The 20,256-nt window shown below is 31.3% G+C and carries 16 protein-coding genes, 1 other RNA gene and 1 other annotated feature; all 17 genes read left to right on the top strand.

Going from position 1 to position 20,256, the window contains the following annotated elements:
* Positions 1-338: 338 nt before the first annotated feature.
* The 17 genes from Q326_RS0110225 to recQ all read left to right on the top strand — a co-directional run bounded on the left by Q326_RS0110225 (position 339) and on the right by recQ (position 19,952).
* The gene (locus Q326_RS0110225) at positions 339-1,106 is read left to right on the top strand and encodes an alpha/beta fold hydrolase (protein WP_026895310.1); all 768 of its coding nucleotides are present in this window, start codon (positions 339-341) and stop codon (positions 1,104-1,106) included.
* Between the two features lie 11 nt (positions 1,107-1,117).
* Positions 1,118-2,755 (top strand): UDP-N-acetylmuramoyl-tripeptide--D-alanyl-D-alanine ligase, encoded by a 1,638-nt coding sequence (locus tag Q326_RS0110220; protein ID WP_026895309.1) that lies wholly within the window; start codon positions 1,118-1,120, stop codon positions 2,753-2,755.
* A 14-nt stretch (positions 2,756-2,769) separates the two neighbouring features.
* Positions 2,770-3,933 carry a D-alanine--D-alanine ligase family protein gene (locus Q326_RS0110215; RefSeq protein ID WP_026895308.1) on the top strand — a complete coding sequence of 388 codons (1,164 nt, stop codon included), beginning with the start codon at positions 2,770-2,772 and terminating at the stop codon, positions 3,931-3,933.
* A gap of 339 nt (positions 3,934-4,272) precedes the next feature.
* Positions 4,273-6,384 carry a ribonuclease R gene (gene rnr / locus Q326_RS0110210; protein WP_026895307.1) on the top strand — a complete coding sequence of 704 codons (2,112 nt, stop codon included), beginning with the start codon at positions 4,273-4,275 and terminating at the stop codon, positions 6,382-6,384.
* Between the two features lie 89 nt (positions 6,385-6,473).
* Positions 6,474-7,148 (top strand): GntR family transcriptional regulator, encoded by a 675-nt coding sequence (locus tag Q326_RS0110205; RefSeq protein ID WP_026895306.1) that lies wholly within the window; start codon positions 6,474-6,476, stop codon positions 7,146-7,148.
* A 291-nt stretch (positions 7,149-7,439) separates the two neighbouring features.
* Positions 7,440-8,462 carry a TRAP transporter substrate-binding protein gene (locus Q326_RS0110200; RefSeq protein ID WP_026895305.1) on the top strand — a complete coding sequence of 341 codons (1,023 nt, stop codon included), beginning with the start codon at positions 7,440-7,442 and terminating at the stop codon, positions 8,460-8,462.
* Between the two features lie 16 nt (positions 8,463-8,478).
* On the top strand, positions 8,479-8,946 hold the full coding sequence (locus tag Q326_RS0110195) for a TRAP transporter small permease (protein WP_026895304.1): 468 nt from the start codon (positions 8,479-8,481) through the stop codon (positions 8,944-8,946).
* Between the two features lie 21 nt (positions 8,947-8,967).
* Positions 8,968-10,233, top strand: a complete 1,266-nt coding sequence (locus tag Q326_RS0110190; RefSeq protein WP_034601869.1) for a TRAP transporter large permease — start codon at positions 8,968-8,970, stop codon at positions 10,231-10,233.
* A gap of 27 nt (positions 10,234-10,260) precedes the next feature.
* The gene (locus Q326_RS0110185) at positions 10,261-11,430 is read left to right on the top strand and encodes a pyridoxal phosphate-dependent aminotransferase (protein WP_026895302.1); all 1,170 of its coding nucleotides are present in this window, start codon (positions 10,261-10,263) and stop codon (positions 11,428-11,430) included.
* 69 nt (positions 11,431-11,499) lie between these two features.
* Positions 11,500-12,474, top strand: coding sequence for a C-terminal binding protein (locus Q326_RS0110180; RefSeq protein ID WP_026895301.1), 975 nt, complete (start codon positions 11,500-11,502; stop codon positions 12,472-12,474).
* 147 nt (positions 12,475-12,621) lie between these two features.
* Positions 12,622-13,089 carry an SsrA-binding protein SmpB gene (gene smpB, locus Q326_RS0110175; RefSeq protein WP_026895300.1) on the top strand — a complete coding sequence of 156 codons (468 nt, stop codon included), beginning with the start codon at positions 12,622-12,624 and terminating at the stop codon, positions 13,087-13,089.
* A gap of 9 nt (positions 13,090-13,098) precedes the next feature.
* Positions 13,099-13,456, top strand: a transfer-messenger RNA (tmRNA) gene (gene ssrA, locus Q326_RS18235).
* Between the two features lie 141 nt (positions 13,457-13,597).
* Positions 13,598-14,305 carry a class I SAM-dependent methyltransferase gene (locus tag Q326_RS0110170; protein ID WP_026895299.1) on the top strand — a complete coding sequence of 236 codons (708 nt, stop codon included), beginning with the start codon at positions 13,598-13,600 and terminating at the stop codon, positions 14,303-14,305.
* Positions 14,306-14,385: 80 nt separating this feature from the next.
* Positions 14,386-14,646: a binding site (T-box leader), on the top strand.
* A 66-nt stretch (positions 14,647-14,712) separates the two neighbouring features.
* Complete coding sequence (locus Q326_RS0110165) at positions 14,713-14,946, top strand: ACT domain-containing protein (protein ID WP_026895298.1); 234 nt, start codon at positions 14,713-14,715, stop codon at positions 14,944-14,946.
* 29 nt (positions 14,947-14,975) lie between these two features.
* Complete coding sequence (gene ilvC / locus Q326_RS0110160) at positions 14,976-15,968, top strand: ketol-acid reductoisomerase (protein ID WP_026895297.1); 993 nt, start codon at positions 14,976-14,978, stop codon at positions 15,966-15,968.
* 14 nt (positions 15,969-15,982) lie between these two features.
* Positions 15,983-17,644, top strand: a complete 1,662-nt coding sequence (gene ilvB, locus Q326_RS0110155) for a biosynthetic-type acetolactate synthase large subunit (protein WP_026895296.1) — start codon at positions 15,983-15,985, stop codon at positions 17,642-17,644.
* 124 nt (positions 17,645-17,768) lie between these two features.
* Positions 17,769-19,952, top strand: a complete 2,184-nt coding sequence (gene recQ / locus Q326_RS0110150; protein ID WP_026895295.1) for a DNA helicase RecQ — start codon at positions 17,769-17,771, stop codon at positions 19,950-19,952.
* The last annotated feature ends 304 nt before the right edge of the window (positions 19,953-20,256 follow it).

Here is a 20,256-nt window from a genome sequence, read left to right as displayed (position 1 = left end):
AAGGATACTTCTGGTCCTTCTATAAATATACTTATTAAACTTATGACCATAGTTGCATTGGTATTTGCACCTCTATTCTTAAAATTTGGTGGATTACTATAATAAGATTAATCAAAGGGACAATCTCAGGATTGTCCTTTTTTAATGAATTATTTATAAATAGGGAACAATGAAAATGTAAGTTTTCCTATTTTATAATGATTTTATGGCATTTGAAAGTAAGTTTTGTTATAATCAAATAAGATAATTAAAATATAATGAGGTATAATTACTTTACTTTATTGAATATTAATATTATATGTATAGATTTATTTAAATTAAGTAGTGAGGATGGTTAAATGCATATAGATATAGATGGATTAAGGATTAATTACATATGTGAAGGTGAAGGAGAAAATGTCCTTATTCTTCATGGATGGGGGGCAAATATAGATACAGTTATACCTATATATAATCATATTAAAGATAGGTATAAGGTATGGGCATTGGATTTACCAGGATTTGGTCAAAGTGATAGACCTCTAACTGTATGGGGTTCTGAAGAATATGCTGACTTTATAAAAAAATTTGTAGATAAATTGAATATTAAGGATATAATACTTATGGGTCACTCCCACGGGGGCAGGGTATCTATAATGTTAGCCAATAAATATCCAGATATTTTAAGCAAAATGGTACTTATAGACAGTGCAGGTATAATTCCAAAGAGGAAACCTAAATATTATCTTAAAGTATATACATTTAAAATAATGAAGGGAATATATAATCTATTATTTTTTTGGAAGGAAAAGGATAAGAGATTAGAGAAGTTTTATAAGAGATATGGCTCACAGGATTATAGAGCGGCCGATGGAATTATGAGAAAAATAATGGTTAAAGTAATAAATGAAAACTTAAGACCATATTTAAAAAATATAAATGTACCAACATTATTAGTATGGGGAAGGGATGATGATGCTACTCCACTTTATATGGGAAAAATAATGGAAAATGAAATAGAGGGTAGCGGTCTAGTAGTATTGGATAATGCAGGGCATTATTCTTATATAGACCAGATGTATACATTTAATAGGGTTATAGATAGTTTTTTGGATAGTAGTAGTTAGGAGAGTGAAAAATGGATATCATTTTAAATAATTTAGGGATTATAGGAGCTATATTATTTGTTATATGGTTAATACCTATGTATTGGACATCAAGATATACATTACATATGATGCAATTGGAGGGATACAGAAATAATCAATATAAAAGGTGGCTAAAGGAATCTGGTAAAAATGTATTTTCAAATAAGGTAAGGAATAGTGCCATTGCGTTATTCTTATTAGAGATAATAGTTATACTAATAGATTCTAAGATACTTTTATTACCAATGATATTGTTGTTCTTACTATTTTGTTTTTTATTAGTGGAAGATTTTAAAAGTAAAAACGCTAAAAAGGACTTAGTATTTACTAAAAGGGCTAAAAGATTATTTATAGCTATTATAGCAATAAATTTAATTATTATGCTGATATATGGATTAGTTGTCATAAATTTTAGTGATAGACCCTTTGATCTTATATTAATAGGTTCATTACTTATAATTTATGGTATTCCTCAGACTATAATATTAGCCAATTTACTAGTATTACCCATAGAAAAAAGAATAAATAAATATTATTATGATATGGCATATAATAAAGTAAGAAACTTTGAAAATATGAATATAGTTGGTATTACTGGTAGTTTTGGCAAGACATCTACCAAATTTATCACTGCTGAAATATTAAGGCATAAATATAATGTATTAAACACACCAGAAAGCTATAATACCCCTATGGGTATAAGTAAAGTTATAAATAATACCCTTGATGATAGTTATGAGGCCTTTGTAGTAGAGATGGGAGCTAGGAATATAGGTGATATAGATGAATTAGCTAAACTTGTAGGACCTAAAATAGGTGTACTTACTTCCATAGGACCTACCCATCTAGAGACATTTAAAAACATAGAAAACATAATGAAAACTAAATATGAACTGATAGAGAATCTACCTGCTGATGGTATAGCAATATTCAATTATGATAATAAATATGTAAGGAAATTAGCAGATAAGACTTTTAAAGAAAAGATATTATATGGTATAAAAGACCATGAATATTTAGATATATATGCTAAAGATATAGAAGTTAATGAGGGCGGCTCTACTTTTATATTGTCAGATAAAGAAGGTAATAGTGTAAAGTGTAGTAGCAAATTGTTAGGCAAGCACAATATATCCAATATATTGGCAGGGGTAGCAGTGGCCAATGCAATGGGAATGAATTTAGATGATATATCTAAGGGGATATCTAAGGTAGAGCCTATTCCTCATAGACTACAATTAATCAATCCAGGTACAGGTGTGATTATTATAGATGATGCTTTTAATTCTAATCCTGTGGGTGCCAAGGCAGCGTTAGAGGTTTTAAATCAATTTAAAGAAGGAAGAAAGGTTATAGTTACTCCAGGTATGGTGGAATTAGGAGACAGAGAAGAAGAGGAAAATAAGGAATTTGGCAAGAATATAAGTAAGGTTTGTGATTTCGTAATACTAGTTGGTGAAAAGAGAACTAGGCCAATATACCAAGGTCTTGTTGAACAAAAGTTTAATAAGGACAATATATTTGTTGTAAAGACACTGGATGAATCCACTGGAGTTATTCAGAGTTTAGTAAAAGAGAAAGATGTAGTATTATTTGAAAATGATTTACCCGATAATTATAATGAATAAGGAGGATTTTTTGTATGAAAAAAAGGGTAGGTGTATTGTTTGGAGGTAGGACTGTTGAGCATGAGGTGTCAGTGATAACTGGCCTCCAGGTAATGGAAAATATGGATAAGACTAAATATGAACCTGTGCCTATATATATAGATAAAAAAGGAAAGTGGTATACTGGAGAAGAATTAAAGAAATTTGATACTTTCAAAAATAAAGAATTTGGCAATACAAAGGAAATAGTAATAACTGCTACCCATGATGATAAAAATCTATATAATCATCCCAATAAAATAGGAATGTTTTCTAAAAAGGTATTGGATAGTATTGATGTGATTTTTCCTGCAATGCATGGAACAAATGGAGAAGATGGAACTATACAGGGAATATTAGAACTTATAAATGTACCATATGTGGGGGCAGGAGTTATGTCATCGGCTGTAGGTATGGATAAAATTATTATGAAGTCAGTTTTTAAAGCGGAAGCCCTACCTATTGTTGATCATATTTGGTTTTATAGGAAGAAATGGATAAAAGATAGAGATACAATTATTAAAGATGTAGAAGACAAACTTGAATATCCTGTATTTGTAAAACCCGCAAATTTAGGTTCCAGTGTAGGCATAACTAAAGCCACAGATGTAGATAAGCTTATAGATGCTATAGAGGTAGCTATAAGATATGATAGAAAGATTTTAGTGGAAAATGCTGTTGTTAATCCCAGAGAAATAAATTGTGCAGTGATGGGTAAGGATGATGAGTTAAAGGCATCTTTCTGTGAAGAACCTTTGGGCTGGAAGGATTTACTTTCATATGAAGATAAATATATCAATAGCGATGTAAAAGGTGGAAAGGGTCAAAAGAGGGTTATACCAGCAGAGTTATCTGATAAGATGACAGAGGATATACAAAATTTTGCTAAAAGGGCATTTAATTCATTAGACTGTAGAGGTAATGCCAGAATAGATTTCTTAATAGATGAAAATGATAATATTTTTGTAAATGAAATAAATACCTTACCTGGTTCAGTTGCATTTTATTTGTGGGAACCTATGGGCATAACATTTAAGGATATGATAACTGAACTTATAGATATAGCTGAAGACGCCCATGGAGAAAAGAATGATAATATGTATTCCTATGATGTAGACCTATTTAATAAAAAGGCCAATATAGGAGGAGTAAAGAAATAAGGTATACAAAAAGGTATATTTAGTTTAATAACAAAGGTATTAAAATAGTTACTAATTTTGTAAAATAGTTAGTAGTTAGTAGCTAGTAGTTCGTAGTTGATGTAAAAAATCCTATGGATTTAATCATTAAACTAATAACTACTAACCATTAACTACTAATTTCTATATATGTTATAAATTTTACTAAATGTACTTTTGTTTTATACTTTTATGATGAATATATGTTTGACAATAATCTGTGCACACAGAAAGGTGTGCTTTATTTTTTGAAATAAGGGTATAAAATATATTATTAGGGAAAAATAGATGGAAAAGGACAAAAGGGATTGGAGGAATTTTATGAGTACTAAGGAAAAGTTATTGGCATTTATGGAGGAAAAGGCTTATAAACCTTTAGTTAATAAGGAATTGGCTGAAATATTTGATATAGATAAAGAACAGCGAAAATCTTTTTATAAAATACTAGATGAAATGGAAAAAGAGGGCCTAGTTATAAAGACTAGGGAGGATACTTATGGTATACCTGAAAAGATGAATTTAATAGTAGGAAAATTACAAGGAAATCCTAAAGGATTCGGTTTTTTATTGCCAGAGGACAAAGATTGTTCAGATGTGTTTATTTCTCCAAATGATTTAAATGGAGCATTGCATGGTGATAAAGTTATTGTTAGATTAAATAAAAAAAGTAATATAGATAGAAAGCCTGAGGGAGAAGTAATAAGGATTTTAGAACGGGCAAATGAAAAAATAGTGGGTACCTTTGAGAAAAACAAAAACTTTGGCTTTGTAATACCCGATGATCAAAGAATAAGTATGGATGTTTTTGTGCCAAAGAGTGAGATAAATAGTGCAAAAACTAATCAAAAGGTAGTAGTAGAGATAACAAGATGGCCAGAAAAAAGAAGGAATCCTGAGGGGAAAATAGTAGAGGTATTAGGATATATAGATGAAGCAGGTACAGATGTTTTGTCAATAGTTAGAAAATATAATTTATCAGAGGAATTTCCAGAGAAGGTTCTAAATGAAGCTGAAAACATACCAGAGAAAGTAAATGATGAAGATTTAATAGGAAGACTTGATTTAAGAGATAAGACCATATTTACTATAGATGGTGCAGATGCTAAAGATTTAGATGATGCTATATCTGTAGAAAAATTGGATAACGGCAATTATATGTTAGGAGTACATATAGCCGATGTAACTAATTATGTAAAAGAAAACAGCCCTTTAGACAAAGAGGCATTAAGTAGAGGTACCAGTGTATATCTAGTTGATAGAGTAATTCCCATGTTGCCAAAGAGGTTGTCTAATGGCATATGTAGTTTAAATCCCAATACTCCTAGATTGACTCTTTCAGTATTTATGGAAATAGATAAGAAAGGTAAGATAATAGACCATAGAGTAGCAGAATCTGTAATAGAAAGTAAAGAAAGGCTGGTATATACAGATATATCTGATATATTAGAAAAGGATGATGAGAATCTTAAAGAGAGATATGCTCATATAATGAAGGATATAGAAGTCATGGCAGAACTTTATAATATATTGAAGAAAAAAAGAGAAGATAGAGGAAGCATAGATTTTGATTTTGATGAAGCATATATAGTGTTAGATGAAGAAGGAAAGCCTGTAAATATAAAAAAGGCTGAGAGAAGAATAGCCAATGGTATAATAGAAGAATTCATGCTGGCTTGTAATGAAACGGTGGCAGAATATATGTACTGGTCTCAAATACCCTTTGTATATAGGATACATGAAGATCCAGATGAGGCAAAAATTAATGAGTTTAATAAATTTATATATAACTTTGGATATACAATAAAGGGTTTACAAAATGTGCATCCTAAAGACTTACAAATACTGATAAAGAAAATAAAAGGTAAAAAGGAAGAGACAGTTATAAATACTATTATGCTCAGGTCATTGAAAAAGGCTAGATATAGTGTGGAAAATGAAGGACATTTTGGGTTGGCAACTGATAATTATTGTCATTTCACCTCTCCCATAAGAAGATACCCAGACCTACAGATACACAGAATAATAAAGAAATTTATAAATAATAGAATGTCTACTAAGAAGATAGAGAAATTAAGAAAAATATTACCTGAAGTAGCTGATCAGTGTTCTCAGAGAGAGAGACTAGCAGATGAAGCAGAGAGGGAAACAGATGAGCTGAAGATGGTAGAATATATGAGTAAAAGACTAGGAGAAGAATATGAGGGTATAATATCAGGGGTTACATCCTTTGGTATGTTTGTGGAATTAGATAACACTATAGAAGGGTTGGTACATATAAGTACATTGACCGATGATTATTATACCTTTGATGAAGAGAATTATAGTCTTATAGGGGATATGACTAAAAAGACATATAGAATAGGTGATTTAGTAAAAATACGAGTAGCAAATACTAATATAAATAAAAGAGAGATAGACTTTATATTAGTTTAGTAGCCAGTGGGGTAATAGCTTTTCTTGACAGCATTGAAAAAAATGGATATTATATTAACAAAGATATGTTAAAGGGGAAGGAATAATCTATGAAACAATTACCTAAAATAAAAGTAAAGGGAACATTGACTGAAAGAACATTCGAGATTTTAAAGGATGCCATTATAAATCTTGAATTAAAACCAGGAGAATTGATAAAAGAAGAAGAGATATCCAAACAAATAGGTGTATCTAGAACCCCTATTAGGGCGGCTTTTAATCGTCTAGTATATGAAGGACTTCTTAAAATTGTTCCAGGTAAAGGTACATTTGTAGCAGAATTGACCGAAAAGCAAGTTGAAGACCTTTTAAGTGTTAGAGAACTATTAGAAGGTCTTTCCATTGAATTGGCGGCTACATTGAGAACAGAAGAAGATCTGAAAAATATGAGATATATATTACATAGACAGGAAGAGGCATTAACAGGGGAATTTAAAAGTAAGAAAGTTTTTTTAGATATTGATTCAGAATTACACAATTATATAGCTGGAATCAGTCAAAATGAATACTTGCAGAAGCAGTTATCAAGCATTCTTATGAATTCTAGACGTTTTTTAAATGCAACCACAGCAGATACATTTTTTTTAGAAGTGATAAGAGAACATAAAGAATTGTATAAATATATAGAAAATCAAAACACAGAAAAAGCAAAGGAACATATGCAGAATCATATCCATAATATCAAAATGCGTATGATCAAAAATTTAAATATTCAGAAGGATTAGTATGTCCATAGAATTGGCTTAAATTAATAATGTGAATTTTAAAAGTGTCAATACTAGGAAGTCTTATGAGACTCCGTAGTATTGGCACTTTTTATTTTGTCAATAGTTAAAAAAGTAACAATTAAGAATTTATAGAATTGATTGACAAATTAGAAAACTTTAAATATAATATACACATACAAGTATACATGTACATGTATACATAGAAAGGAGGAGAGTTTCTACTTTGTCAATTTTGTCTTTTATTTGAAGGAATTATTTTAAAGTATAAAAAATAAGGAGGATTAAAAAATGAAGAAGAAGCACGTGTTTCTGTTATTGGTACTAGTTATTGTACTTTTGACAGCTGGTATATTCTATAAAGAAGATTATAATAAAAAAAATCCCACTTCATCTGGTCCCATTGTCATTAGGCTTTCTCATGTAGCAAATGAGACATCTCCCATACACTTATCCTGTGTCTATTTTGAGGAAATTTTAGAAGAAAGATCTCAAGGTAAATTTGATGTACAAGTATATCCCAATAGCCAATTGGGTGGAGATAGACAAGCAGTGGAAGCAGTAAGCCTTGGATCTATAACTGCATCTTTTCCAGGAACAGCAGTTTTAGCTGGTTTTGAACCTAAATTTATGGTTGGAGACTTGCCTTTTATCTTTAAAACACGTGAGGCAGCATATAAAGCATTTGATAATGAACTAGGTTATGAACTAAATAAATTACTTGAACCACATAATCTTGTTAATTTAGGATATGGAGAAACTGGTTATAGACATATAACAAACAGCGTGAAAGCGATTTCCTCGCCAGATGATTTAGCTGGCATTTCTATTAGAACCATGGAAAACCCTATACATATGGCATCATTTAGAGCATGGGGAGCAAATCCTACTCCAATTAGCTTTTCAGAATTGTTTACTGCTTTACAGCAAAATACCATTGATGCACAGGAAAACCCATTACAAATAATAAGCTCTTCAAGATTTTATGAAGTACAAGATTATTTATCTTTAACTGGACATTTTTTTGCATCAGGAAGTTTATTATTTAATAAAGAATTTCTTGACAATCTTCCACAGGATTTAAACACGATGTTAAGAGAATGTGCCAGGGAAATGATTGAATATGAAAGAAAGATTACTCAAGAAATGGAAAAAGAATTTTTGCAAGAACTAGAGGCGGCAGGGATGAATATAAATGAGGTAAGTCCAGAACAAAAAGATTTATTTATTGAGATGTCACAATCTGTTTATGAAGAGTATGAAGATATGTTGGGAAAGAGGCTAATAGAATTAGCTAAAAAATATAATGATTAGAATAGGAGGGAAAACATTGAAAGTTTTGAAATGGCTAGATGAAAATTTAGAAACATATTTTCTTATTGGAACATTGGTATTCATGGTTGTGATTATTTCTTTACAAGTTTTTTTACGGACTTTTTTTGATTTTTCATTTACATGGGCTGAAGAAATTGCTCGGTATGTAATGTTGTATCAAATTTGGATAGGGGCTTCTCTAGCGGTGAAAGAGGATGCACATTTGAGGATCACTACTTTCAGAGATAAATATTCTAAAAAAGGAAAAATGAATTTTGAAATTTTTATTATAGTGTTATGGACAGTATTTGCTGGATTTATGACTATTAAATCGGGTCAATTAGTAAAGATATTGTTTAATAGAGGACAAGTATCTCCCGCTATGCAAATACCAATGGGATATGCTTATGCTTCCGTTACCGTTGGTTGTGGTCTGATGATATTTAGATTACTACAAAAACTATACCATGAGGTCAAAAATTAGAAATTTAGGAGGGGGTAAATAATGATAATTTTATTATTTATATTGCTAGCTGTATTTGTAAGTATTAGCTTGCCAATTGGTATATCACTTGGCTTGGCAACGTTAACTACTGTATTGTTTGCAACTAATATAGATCCAATTATGATTGCACAAAATTCTTTTACAGCTTTAGATTCTTTTACATTGATGGCAATACCATTTTTTATGTTGGCAGGGAATTTCATGAGATATGGTGGCGTTTCCAAAAGATTATTAAATTTAGCTGATCATGTAATAGGATTTATAACTGGTGGGCTTGGAATGGTAACAACATTGACTTGTATGTTTTTTGCTGCTATTTCTGGTTCGGGACCAGCTACAGTATCAGCAGTGGGATCTTTTATGATGCCAGCTATGAAAGATGAAGGATATGACGGAGGATATGCGGCAGCACTAACAGCTGCAGCTGGAACTATTGGTGTAGTTATTCCACCATCTATACCATTTGTAATTTATGGTGTAGTAACTGGCACATCTATTGGAAGTCTTTTTTTAGCAGGAATTATTCCTGGTATATTGATGGGAGTAGCTTTGATGTTTTTAAATTATAGAATCGCCAAAAAAAATGGATGGTCTGGTAAAGGTGATAGACCTACGTTAAAATCTGTTTTTGTAGCAGTAAAAGATGCATTTTGGGCATTATTAAGTCCTCTAATTATATTGGGTGGTATATATAGTGGATATTTTACACCCACAGAGGCAGCAGCTATTTCATGTGTATATACTTGGATTATTGGAACATTTGTATACAAAGAGATTAGGAAAAAACAACTATTTGATTGTTTAAAAGATACAGTTGTTATAGCAGGTGCAACATCATTTATGATTGGATTATCTTCAGGATTTGGAACTCTATTGACTATGGAACAGGTACCGGGAACTGTGGCAAATGCATTGATTAATTTTTCAAGCAGTAAATTAGTTATTTTATTGTTGATAAATATATTTTTACTAATAGTAGGAATGTTTATTGATAATATTTCAAGTTGTACTATTTTAGCACCTATATTTTTGCCAGTGGCAATAGCTCTAGATATTGATCCAATTCATTTTGGTATTATTATGACTATGAATTTGGCTATTGGCTTTATTACACCTCCATATGGAGCAAATCTATTTATTGCGTCAGCAGTTGGAAAGATACCTATGGAAGGTATTATTAAATATATATGGCCAATTATTGGAACTATTATATTTGTACTATTATTGACAACTTTTATTCCACAATTGTCCATGTTATTAGTATAAAAATTTTAAAAATAGGGGGAGTATAAAATGAAAGATTGTAATGAAAGATTGAAAGCAATGCCTTTTGGAGGACTATATGAGATATTTGGAAGAGCAAATAAATTAGAAGAACAAGGAAAAAGGGTTATACATATGGAAATTGGTAGGCCAGACTATGATTCACCAGATTTTGCTAAGGAAGGAGTAAAAAAGGCTCTAGATAAAGGACAAGTTCATTATACAGATATTAATGGTATTAAACCTTTAAGGAAAGCTATTTGTGAAAAGGAAGAAAGACGTTTTGGTCTTAAATATGATTATGAAACAGAAATCAGTGTAATGTGTGGAGCAGCAGAGGTTATAGGTGTAATTATGTTGACTATGTTGAACCCTGGAGAAGAAATTATTTGTCCCAGTCCTTTCTTTTCAGCTTATAGAGAACAAGCCATTATAGCTGGAGTTAAATTAGTAGAAGTACCCGTACTTATGGTTGATAATTGGGAATTGAGAATAGAGGAAATAGAAAAGAGAATAACTAAAAATACAAAGATGATATTACTTAATTCACCTAATAATCCAGCAGGATATGTCTTGGATAAGGAAAACTTACAGAAGATTGCAAACATAGCCAAAGAAAGGGATTTGATAGTCGTATCTGATGAATGTTATGATGAATTTATTTATGGACAAGAACATGTTTCTATTTCAACATTAGAAGATATGAGGGAAAGAACTTTAGTAGTAAAATCCACTTCTAAATCATTTTCCATGACAGGTTGGAGAGTGGGATATGTACTTGGACCGTTAAATGCAATCAAATATATAAATAAAGTGCATCAAAATTTTTCTACCTGTGTTACAGCATTTGCTCAATGGGGTGCTGTAGAAGCGTTTAAACATGGTGATAATTTTATTGATGATATGGTAAAAGAATTTAAAAGAAGGGGAGATTATCTATATGATGCCTTCACTAAAATAGATGGATTAAAAATGATAAAACCCAAGGGTGCATTTTATGCATTTCCTGATATCACAGCATTTGGAATGACTGAGACGGATTTTTGTAATTATTTAATGGATGAAGCAGGGGTTGTAGGAGTCCCAGGAACGGCCTTTGGAGATTATGGAAAAGGTCATATAAGATTGGCATATTGTCGTTCTTATGAAGATATTGTAGAAGCCTGCTATAAAATCAAAGAGGCTTTAGGAAAACTATAGTTTAGAGTTTAAATGAAATAAGATAAAGGACTATTCAATATATTTAAAAATGATTAGGAGGTAATATATATGGGAAAAAAAGTTGTTTTGAGTAGTGTATTAATAAACAATCCAACCTATGAGAGAGGTTTAATAGAAAAGGCAGGTCTAGATTTAGTATTTATACCAAATGACGATCAGGAGACATTTCGAAAAGAGGTAGTTGATACAGATGCTATCATAACAGCAGATAAGCCAATAACCAAGGAAATAATTGATTCTATGAATAATTGTAAAGTCATAGTGAGGCAAGGGATAGGATATGATACTATAGATACAGATAGGGCAAGAGAGAAAGGAATTGCAGTTTGTAATATTCCAGATTATTGTATAGAGGAGGTTTCAGATTTTACCATTACTTTAATGCTCAACTTGCTAAGACATATAAATACTTATGATAAGCATACAAGGGGAGGAGAATGGGATATACGAAGTATACACAAGATTAGTGAATTTCCCGAAATGAGAAGGTTATCAGCATTGACATTGGGCATATTTGGTTTTGGGAAAATTGCAAGACTAGTTGCACAAAAGGCAAGGCCCTTTGGATTTAGGATAATTGCAACAGATCCATATATTGATCCTAAAATTGCTGAAGATATGGGGGTAGAATTAGTTGATTTTGATACGGCCATAATAGAATCAGATATTATATCTATTAATACCCCTCTAACACCTGAAACTAAACATCAATTCAATATTGATGTATTTAAAAATATGAAATCTACTGCATATATTGTAAATACTGGAAGGGGACCTTTGGTTAAGGAAGATGATTTATATGAAGCATTAAAAAATAAATTAATAGCAGGGGCAGCATTAGATGTGACTGAAACGGAGCCACTTAAACCCGATAATAAATTGTTTCAATTGGAAAACTTAATTATTACGCCCCACGCAGCATTTTTTACAAGTGATTCAATGGAAGAATTGCGAAGAAGGGCATGTGAAGAAGTAATAAGAGTTTTATCAGGAAAAGAACCAGAAAATAGAGTGAATAAATAGATATAGATTTATGATTGAGCTGGATTTTAAAATTCAGCTCAATTGCTTTAATTGATGTTGATTTGGTGATACTATATATATTGACATAATACTATATATTTGCTATAATGAACGTTGCACATAAAAATACTGGATTTGGTGATATATATGGGTAAAGGGGAAAAAAAGATAGTAGCTAGAAATAAAAAAGCTAGACATAGTTATTTTATAGAGGACACTATAGAAACTGGTGTAGTTTTGGCAGGGACTGAAGTTAAGTCCATAAGGCAAGGAAAAGTAAATATAAAGGATAGTTATGCAATGGTAGAAAAGGGAGAAATATTCATATATAATATGCATATAAGTCCCTATGAAAAGGGTAATATATATAATAAAGATCCTTTAAGAAAGAGAAAGCTACTACTTCATAAAAGAGAAATAAATAAACTAATTGGGTATATAACTCAACAAGGATATTCGCTTATTCCTTTGAGTATATATATAAACAAAAGAGGGTTAGTTAAGATAGACCTTTCTATAGCTAAGGGTAAAAAATTATATGATAAAAGGGAATCCATAGCTAAGAGGGATGCTGAACTTAGGATGAAAAAGCATATGAGTTTAAAATATAATTAAAATATATACGGGGGCGAATAAGGCTTCGACGGGGATATGGAGTTTGGAGTAGCCAGATGTGGTTGGCTTGGTACCACATAAAAAAGCTAAGCACTAAATGTAAACGCAGACGAAAATTACGCTTTAGCTGCGTAATATAACGCAGCTCCCTCTTTAAAATAGTCCCGCCTATTTTAAAGTAAGGGCCATTATATGCGGGGAACTGCTTAAGGGATGCTCCGACCTTAGGTGGAACAATTGGAGATAGCCAATGAGAAAGCTTGTTGTTGAGCGTTCTTTGCGGCGAATATAAAAACAACAACTGTTCTGGGAGAAGCTCTTTGCAAAGTATCTTCGGACGTGGGTTCAACTCCCACCGCCTCCACCAAATAATAAATAGATAGTTTACATGACTGATTGGGATAGACCCAGTCAGTTTTTTGATTTTAAAAATGAAGATTAATAATTTCACTTTAGGGTAATATAAATATGCAACAATAACATGTTTATAATGTGGGGAGGAGATGTTTTGTCTTTTTATACTAGTATTTCAAAGTATTATGATTATATATTTCCATTAAAGAATGACAAGGTAAATTTTGTTTTAGATAGAGTACAAAAAAATCAAATAATATTGGATATTGGATGCTCTACTGGAGAGTTAACTAGAAGATTAAATGAGTATGGACACTGGGCTGTAGGTATAGATATTGATGCAGATATGATAGATATTGCCAAGGGATATGAGACTGAAAATCTAGCGTATTATGTCATAGATATGTTGGATATAGATGAGAAATTTTCAGATACTGAATTTAATCAGATTATATGTTTTGGAAATACATTGGTACATTTAAATAGCAAAGAGGAAATATTAAATTTTTTTAAAAAGGTAAAATCATTGCTGAAAAGGCAAGGAAAATTTAAGTTTCAAATAATTAATTATGACAAAGTATTAAATGAGAAGCTACAAGGATTACCAACAATAGAAAATGATAAAATAAAATTTGTGAGGAAATATAAACTAATCAATGGATTTATACAATTTAATACTAATCTTATTATAAAATATGAAAATAGAGAAATAGAAAATAGTATTATGCTATTGCCCATAAGAAAAGATGAGATTATAACTTTACTTACAAAGGCTGGTTTTGAGGAAATAGATATCTTTAGTAGTTTCAATAGAGATCCATGGGATATAAAAAAATTACCATTAGTAATAGAGGCTGAATAAAAAAGTTAAGAAAATTTTAAAAATAATGTTGACTTTATTATCATTACGATAGTATAATAATAAACAATATATTAAAAATAGTAAATGCAGTGAGGGAAAGAATGATGTCCTCCCTTTAACTACAGAGAGCCAACATTTGGTGAGAGTTGGTGTTAAATAGGATATAATGATCATTCCCGAGCAGATGATTCAAAAGGCCTTTAGGTCAAGTAGATGATTTCGGTATCTACCGTTATATGGATAGGGTTCAAGGTAAACCTTCGACCTGAAAAAAAGTTGCTTAAGTATAAATTATACTTAAGAATTAGGGTGGTACCGCGAGAATGCCCCTCGTCCCTAAGGTATATATAGATTATATATCTTAGGAACGAGGGGCTTTTTTATTTAAATTTTTAGGAGGTGTATCTATGGATAAAAAGGTGTGTGTCAGGGTAGATAATGGTTTGGACGTACTTATGAGGGTTGTAGGGGTATTGAAGAGAAAGAGATTTCAAGTAAAGGGTGTAAATATGGAGAATTTAGAAGATGCCAATTTTGCCAATTTAACCATTATTCTTGAAGAGAATATGGAATTAACTGCTGAAAAATGTATAAATCAGATGAAAAAATTAGTAAATGTATATGATGCAAGGGAAGCTTAAACATCAAAAATGAGAGGAGAATGATTAAAATGACAAAAGTATATTACGATAGGGACTGTAATTTTGAACTACTAAAAAATAAAAAAATAGCTGTAATAGGGTTTGGTAGCCAAGGACATGCCCATGCGTTGAATCTAAAAGATAGTGGTGCAGATGTGATTGTTGGATTGTATAATGGAAGCAAATCATGGAAAAGGGCAGAGGACAAGGGGTTTAAAGTATTGACTGTAGATCAAGCAACTAAGGAATCAGATATAATTATGATGCTTGTACCCGATGAAGTCCAAAGAAAGGTTTATAGCCAATATGTGAAGGAAAATTTAACTGAAGGAAAGGCATTGGCATTTGCCCATGGATTCAATATACATTTTAATCAGATAATACCTCCTAAAAATGTGGACGTATTCATGATAGCACCTAAGGGTCCAGGGCATCTAGTAAGGAGGGTATATGAGCAGGGAAATGGTGTACCCGCTTTACTGGCAGTACATCAGGATTATTCTGGAAATACTAAGGATTTAGCCCTTGCATATGCCATGGGAATAGGAGCAACTAGAGCAGGAGTACTTGAAACTACATTTAAAGAGGAGACAGAAACAGACCTCTTTGGTGAGCAATGTGTTTTATGTGGAGGTATAACAGAGTTAATAAAGGCAGGGTTTGATACCTTAGTAGATGCAGGATATCAAAAGGAAATAGCCTATTTTGAATGTCTCCATGAGATGAAGCTAATAGTTGATTTGTTGTATGAAGGTGGATTTGAAAATATGAGATATAGTGTAAGTGATACTGCTGAATATGGGGACTATATGGTAGGTAATAGAATAGTTACTGAAGATACTAGAGAAGAGATGAAAAAGGTATTAAAAGAGATTCAGCAGGGAAGATTTGCTAAAGAGTGGTTATTGGAAAATGAAATGAATAGACCCGTATTTAATGCAATAAAAAATAGGGAATTAAATCATCCAATAGTTGAAGTGGGGCAGGAATTAAGGAAGATGATGTCGTGGATTAAGAAATAGGAGGATGTGAAAAGATGGAACTTAATGGGGCTCAAGTAGTATTAGAATGTTTAAAAAATCAAGGAGTAGATACTATATTTGGTTATCCAGGAGGTGCAGTAATTCCCCTTTATGATGCACTTTATGATCAGGGACAGTATTTTACCCATATAAGAACAGCCCATGAACAAGGGGCAGTTCATGGAGCTGATGGATATGCTAGAGCCACTGGTAAAGTAGGGGTATGTTTTGCTACTTCCGGTCCAGGGGCTACTAATACTGTAACTGGCATAGCTACAGCATATATGGATTCCATACCTTTAGTAATTATCACAGGCCAGGTCCCGACTAATATATTGGGACGAGATTCATTTCAAGAAATAGACATAACAGGAATAACAGTTCCCATAACTAAACATAATTTTTTAGTAAATGATATTAATGAGCTTCAAAGCGTTGTAAATGAAGCATTTTATATAGCTAGAGAGGGAAGACCAGGACCAGTGCTTATAGATATACCTAAGGATGTATTTCTAAAAAGGACGGATTTTCATAGTGTTATACTGAATAAAAAAGAAAGGTATTTGAATCATAACAATGAAGAGGAAAAATTAATAAAGAAGGCTGCTAAAATAATAAATCAATCTAAACGTCCAATTGTATATGGAGGGGGAGGAATAATAACTTCAGAGGCTAGTGAATGTTTAGCGAAATTAGTAGACAAAAGTTCTATTCCTGTGGTCAATACTCTTATGGGACTGGGAGGATTTGATAGGAACAAATCTCTATCTTTAGGCCTTGTGGGTATGCATGGATTTAAAGAGGCTAATTTAGCAGTGACCAATAGTGATTTAATAATAGCATTAGGGGCTAGATTTAGTGATAGAGTAGTGGGTAAAGTGGATAAATTTGCTCCAGGAGCAAAAATAATACACATAGACATAGATGTAACTGAAGTAGGTAAAAATAAAGATGTGGAAGTGTCTCTTATAGGGGATCTCAAAGAAATTATAAATAGACTTATAACCCATGTTGAGGAAAAAAATAGAACTGATTGGATAGATAGAATAAACAGTTGGAAAGAGCATGATAAAATAACAGAGAGAGCATTCCATCCTAAGAATATACTTAGACAAGCTAAGAAAGTTCTAGGGGAAGATGCATTAGTGATAACGGATGTGGGACAGCATCAGATGTGGTCTGCTCAATATTGGAATTTTGAGAAGCCCAGGACATTTATATCTTCTGGAGGTTTGGGAACTATGGGGTTTGGATTAGGTGCTGCCATAGGGGCCAAGATAGGAAAACCCAATGTGCCGGTGGTACATATAAGTGGAGATGGGAGTTTTAGAATGAACTGTAATGAGTTGGCCACAATATCAAAATATAATGTACCGATTACTACTATACTATTTAATAACAGCACTTTAGGTATGGTAAGACAATGGCAAAGACTATTTCAAAATGAGAGGTATTCAGAGACAGATATTGGTAATGAAGTGGATTATGTGAAATTAGTTCAGGCTTATGGTTTAAAGGGATATAAGGTTAGGAATATTTTAGAATTGAAGGAAGTATTAAAAGAAGTGAAAGATGCCAACGAATTTATATTAATAGAGTGCGTAATAGATAAAGATCAAGGGGTATATCCTATAGTTCCCCCAGGAAAACCCATAGACAATTTAATACTAGATTAATAATGTTAAGGACTATTAAAAATCATTTTTAGTAGTTCCTTTTTTATTTATGCTACTAAAAATGCCAATGTATGTTAACATATAAAATGAAGAGTAAAATATAGTTTTAAAGAGAGGTTTTAATATGGATATTTATAGTGGATTAAATAAATATTTTGGGTATAGTGAATTTAAAGCTGGTCAAGAAGAGCTGATTAATGGCATATTGGAGAGGAAGGATGTATTGGGTATAATGCCCACTGGGGGTGGTAAATCCCTATGTTATCAATTACCTAGTGTATTTTTGAAGGGCATTACTTTGGTAATTTCTCCACTTATATCGTTAATGAAGGATCAAGTAGATGGGCTTGAGGAAATGGGAATTCCAGCAGCATATATAAATAGTTCTTTAGAATATAATGAAATCAATAAGATAATGTTAGATATTAAGAATGAAAGATATAAACTTGTTTATATAGCCCCTGAGAGATTAAATACAGTATTATTTAGAAATTTTATTAAAGATATTGAAGTGTCATTGGTTGCTGTAGATGAGGCACATTGTATAAGTCAATGGGGGCATGATTTTAGACCAAGTTATGTGGAAATCCCCAAATTTATTAATGATATTAATCCTAGACCTTCAGTTGCAGCATTTACTGCCACTGCTACTGAAGAGATAGTAAAAGAAATAAAAGAATTATTGGAATTAAGAAATCCTGTCCAGTGTATGACCGGATTTGACAGACCTAATCTATTTTATGAAGTAGTAAAAACAGGCAATAAATTCAATTATCTTTTAAACTATTTAAGTAAAAACTATACAGAGGAATCTGGCATAATATATTGTGCTACAAGAAAAACGGTGGAGTCATTAGTAGACAAATTGAACGAAAAGGGATTTTCAACCGTAGGATATCATGGTGGCATGAATAGTAATATAAGGCAGACAAATCAAGAAGATTTTATATTTGATAGAAAAAGAATAATAATAGCTACCAATGCATTTGGAATGGGTATAGACAAGCCAGATGTGAGATTTGTAATACATTATAATATGCCTAAGAATATGGAGGCATATTATCAGGAAGCTGGTAGAGCAGGTCGTGATGGACAAAGAAGTCATTGTATATTAATGTATTCTGCATCTGATATAGTAAAACAAAAATATATAATCGAGAATGAAACTATGTCTGAAACAAGACAAGAGATACTATATAAGAATCTTCAATATTTAGTAGATTATTGTAATACCAATTACTGTCTAAGAAATTATATATTAAATTATTTCGGTGAAAAATCTATCAATAACAGGTGTGAAAACTGTGGTAATTGTTTAGATGATTCAGAAATGGTAGATATAACTGTGGAAGGTCAAAAGGTTCTATCTTGTATGTATAGATTGAATGAAGGGTTTGGTATAACTACTGTTATACAGGTACTTAAGGGTTCAAAAAATAAAAAAGTATTGGGTTCAGGTCTTGATAAGGTGTCTACTTATGGGATAATGAAGGATTATAGTAATAGTGGATTAAAAGAAATAATAATGTCTATGATTTCTAAGGGGTATATTAGGATAACTGCAGATAAATATCCTGTATTAAAATTGACAAATAAATCAGGTGAAATATTAAAGGGGAAAACTAGACTTTATCACAAGAGGCATCTCATAGAAAGAAGGGATACTTCAAAGAAAGAAGAAGTTTCTATAGGAAGAGATATATATGATTATGATAAGGAATTATTTAATAAGCTGAAAGAGTTAAGGGCTAGTATATCTAAAGATAAGGAGATACCTCCTTTTATGGTATTTCATGATGCTACTATAAAAGGAATGGCTGCATATTATCCTCAAAACAAAGAAGAAATGTTAAGCATAAATGGTGTAGGCAATAAAAAATATGAAAATTATGGAAAACTTTTTATTAATCTAATAAATTCATATGCCAATGAAAAAGACATAGATGTAAAGGATGCTAGAAATGAAAACATTAAGGAAACCCAATTATCAAACAAAACAGAAGACTTCAATGAAGATAGATACGATCTAACCTATCAAAGTTATCTAAAAGGGATGTCTTTAGAAGAGATAGCTAATAATAGAAATTTTTCACAACCTACAATAATAAACCACTTAAAAAAGTGTGAAGAAAGAGGTTATGACTTAGATTGGTCTAGATTTATTGAAGATGAAGGCAAAGAAAAAAAGATATTAGATATTATAGATAGGATAGGATTAGAAAAGTTGAAACCTATAAAAGACAAATTACCAGAAAATATAACATATAATGATATCAGGTTAGTAATATATAAAAACAAATTGCAGTAATTAATGTCTATAATTAGAGAAAAATTAGAAGAAAAACCATTTAATTTTTACAAAAAATTAAATGGTTTTTCTTTTAAAAATTGGTGATTTTGGCATGAAATTTGACTCTATATAAATTTTGTGATAAAATCATAGACATAGTTATGACTTGTTTATTCTAAATGAGACACAGATGATATAGTGTCTATTTTTTTGCTTTTTTAATAATTATCTGAAATTATGTCTAAATAGCCATCGATTAAGGAATAATTATTTATATAAGGGAATTTTTTAAAATTTAATAAGGTAAATTAAAGGAGGTTAA

Origin of the sequence: Clostridiisalibacter paucivorans DSM 22131 (genome assembly GCF_000620125.1) — a bacterium.
Taxonomy (GTDB): domain Bacteria; phylum Bacillota; class Clostridia; order Tissierellales; family Clostridiisalibacteraceae; genus Clostridiisalibacter; species Clostridiisalibacter paucivorans.
The sequence above is the reverse complement of the archived record's forward strand: the minus strand, read 5'-3'. Positions and strand labels throughout refer to the sequence as shown.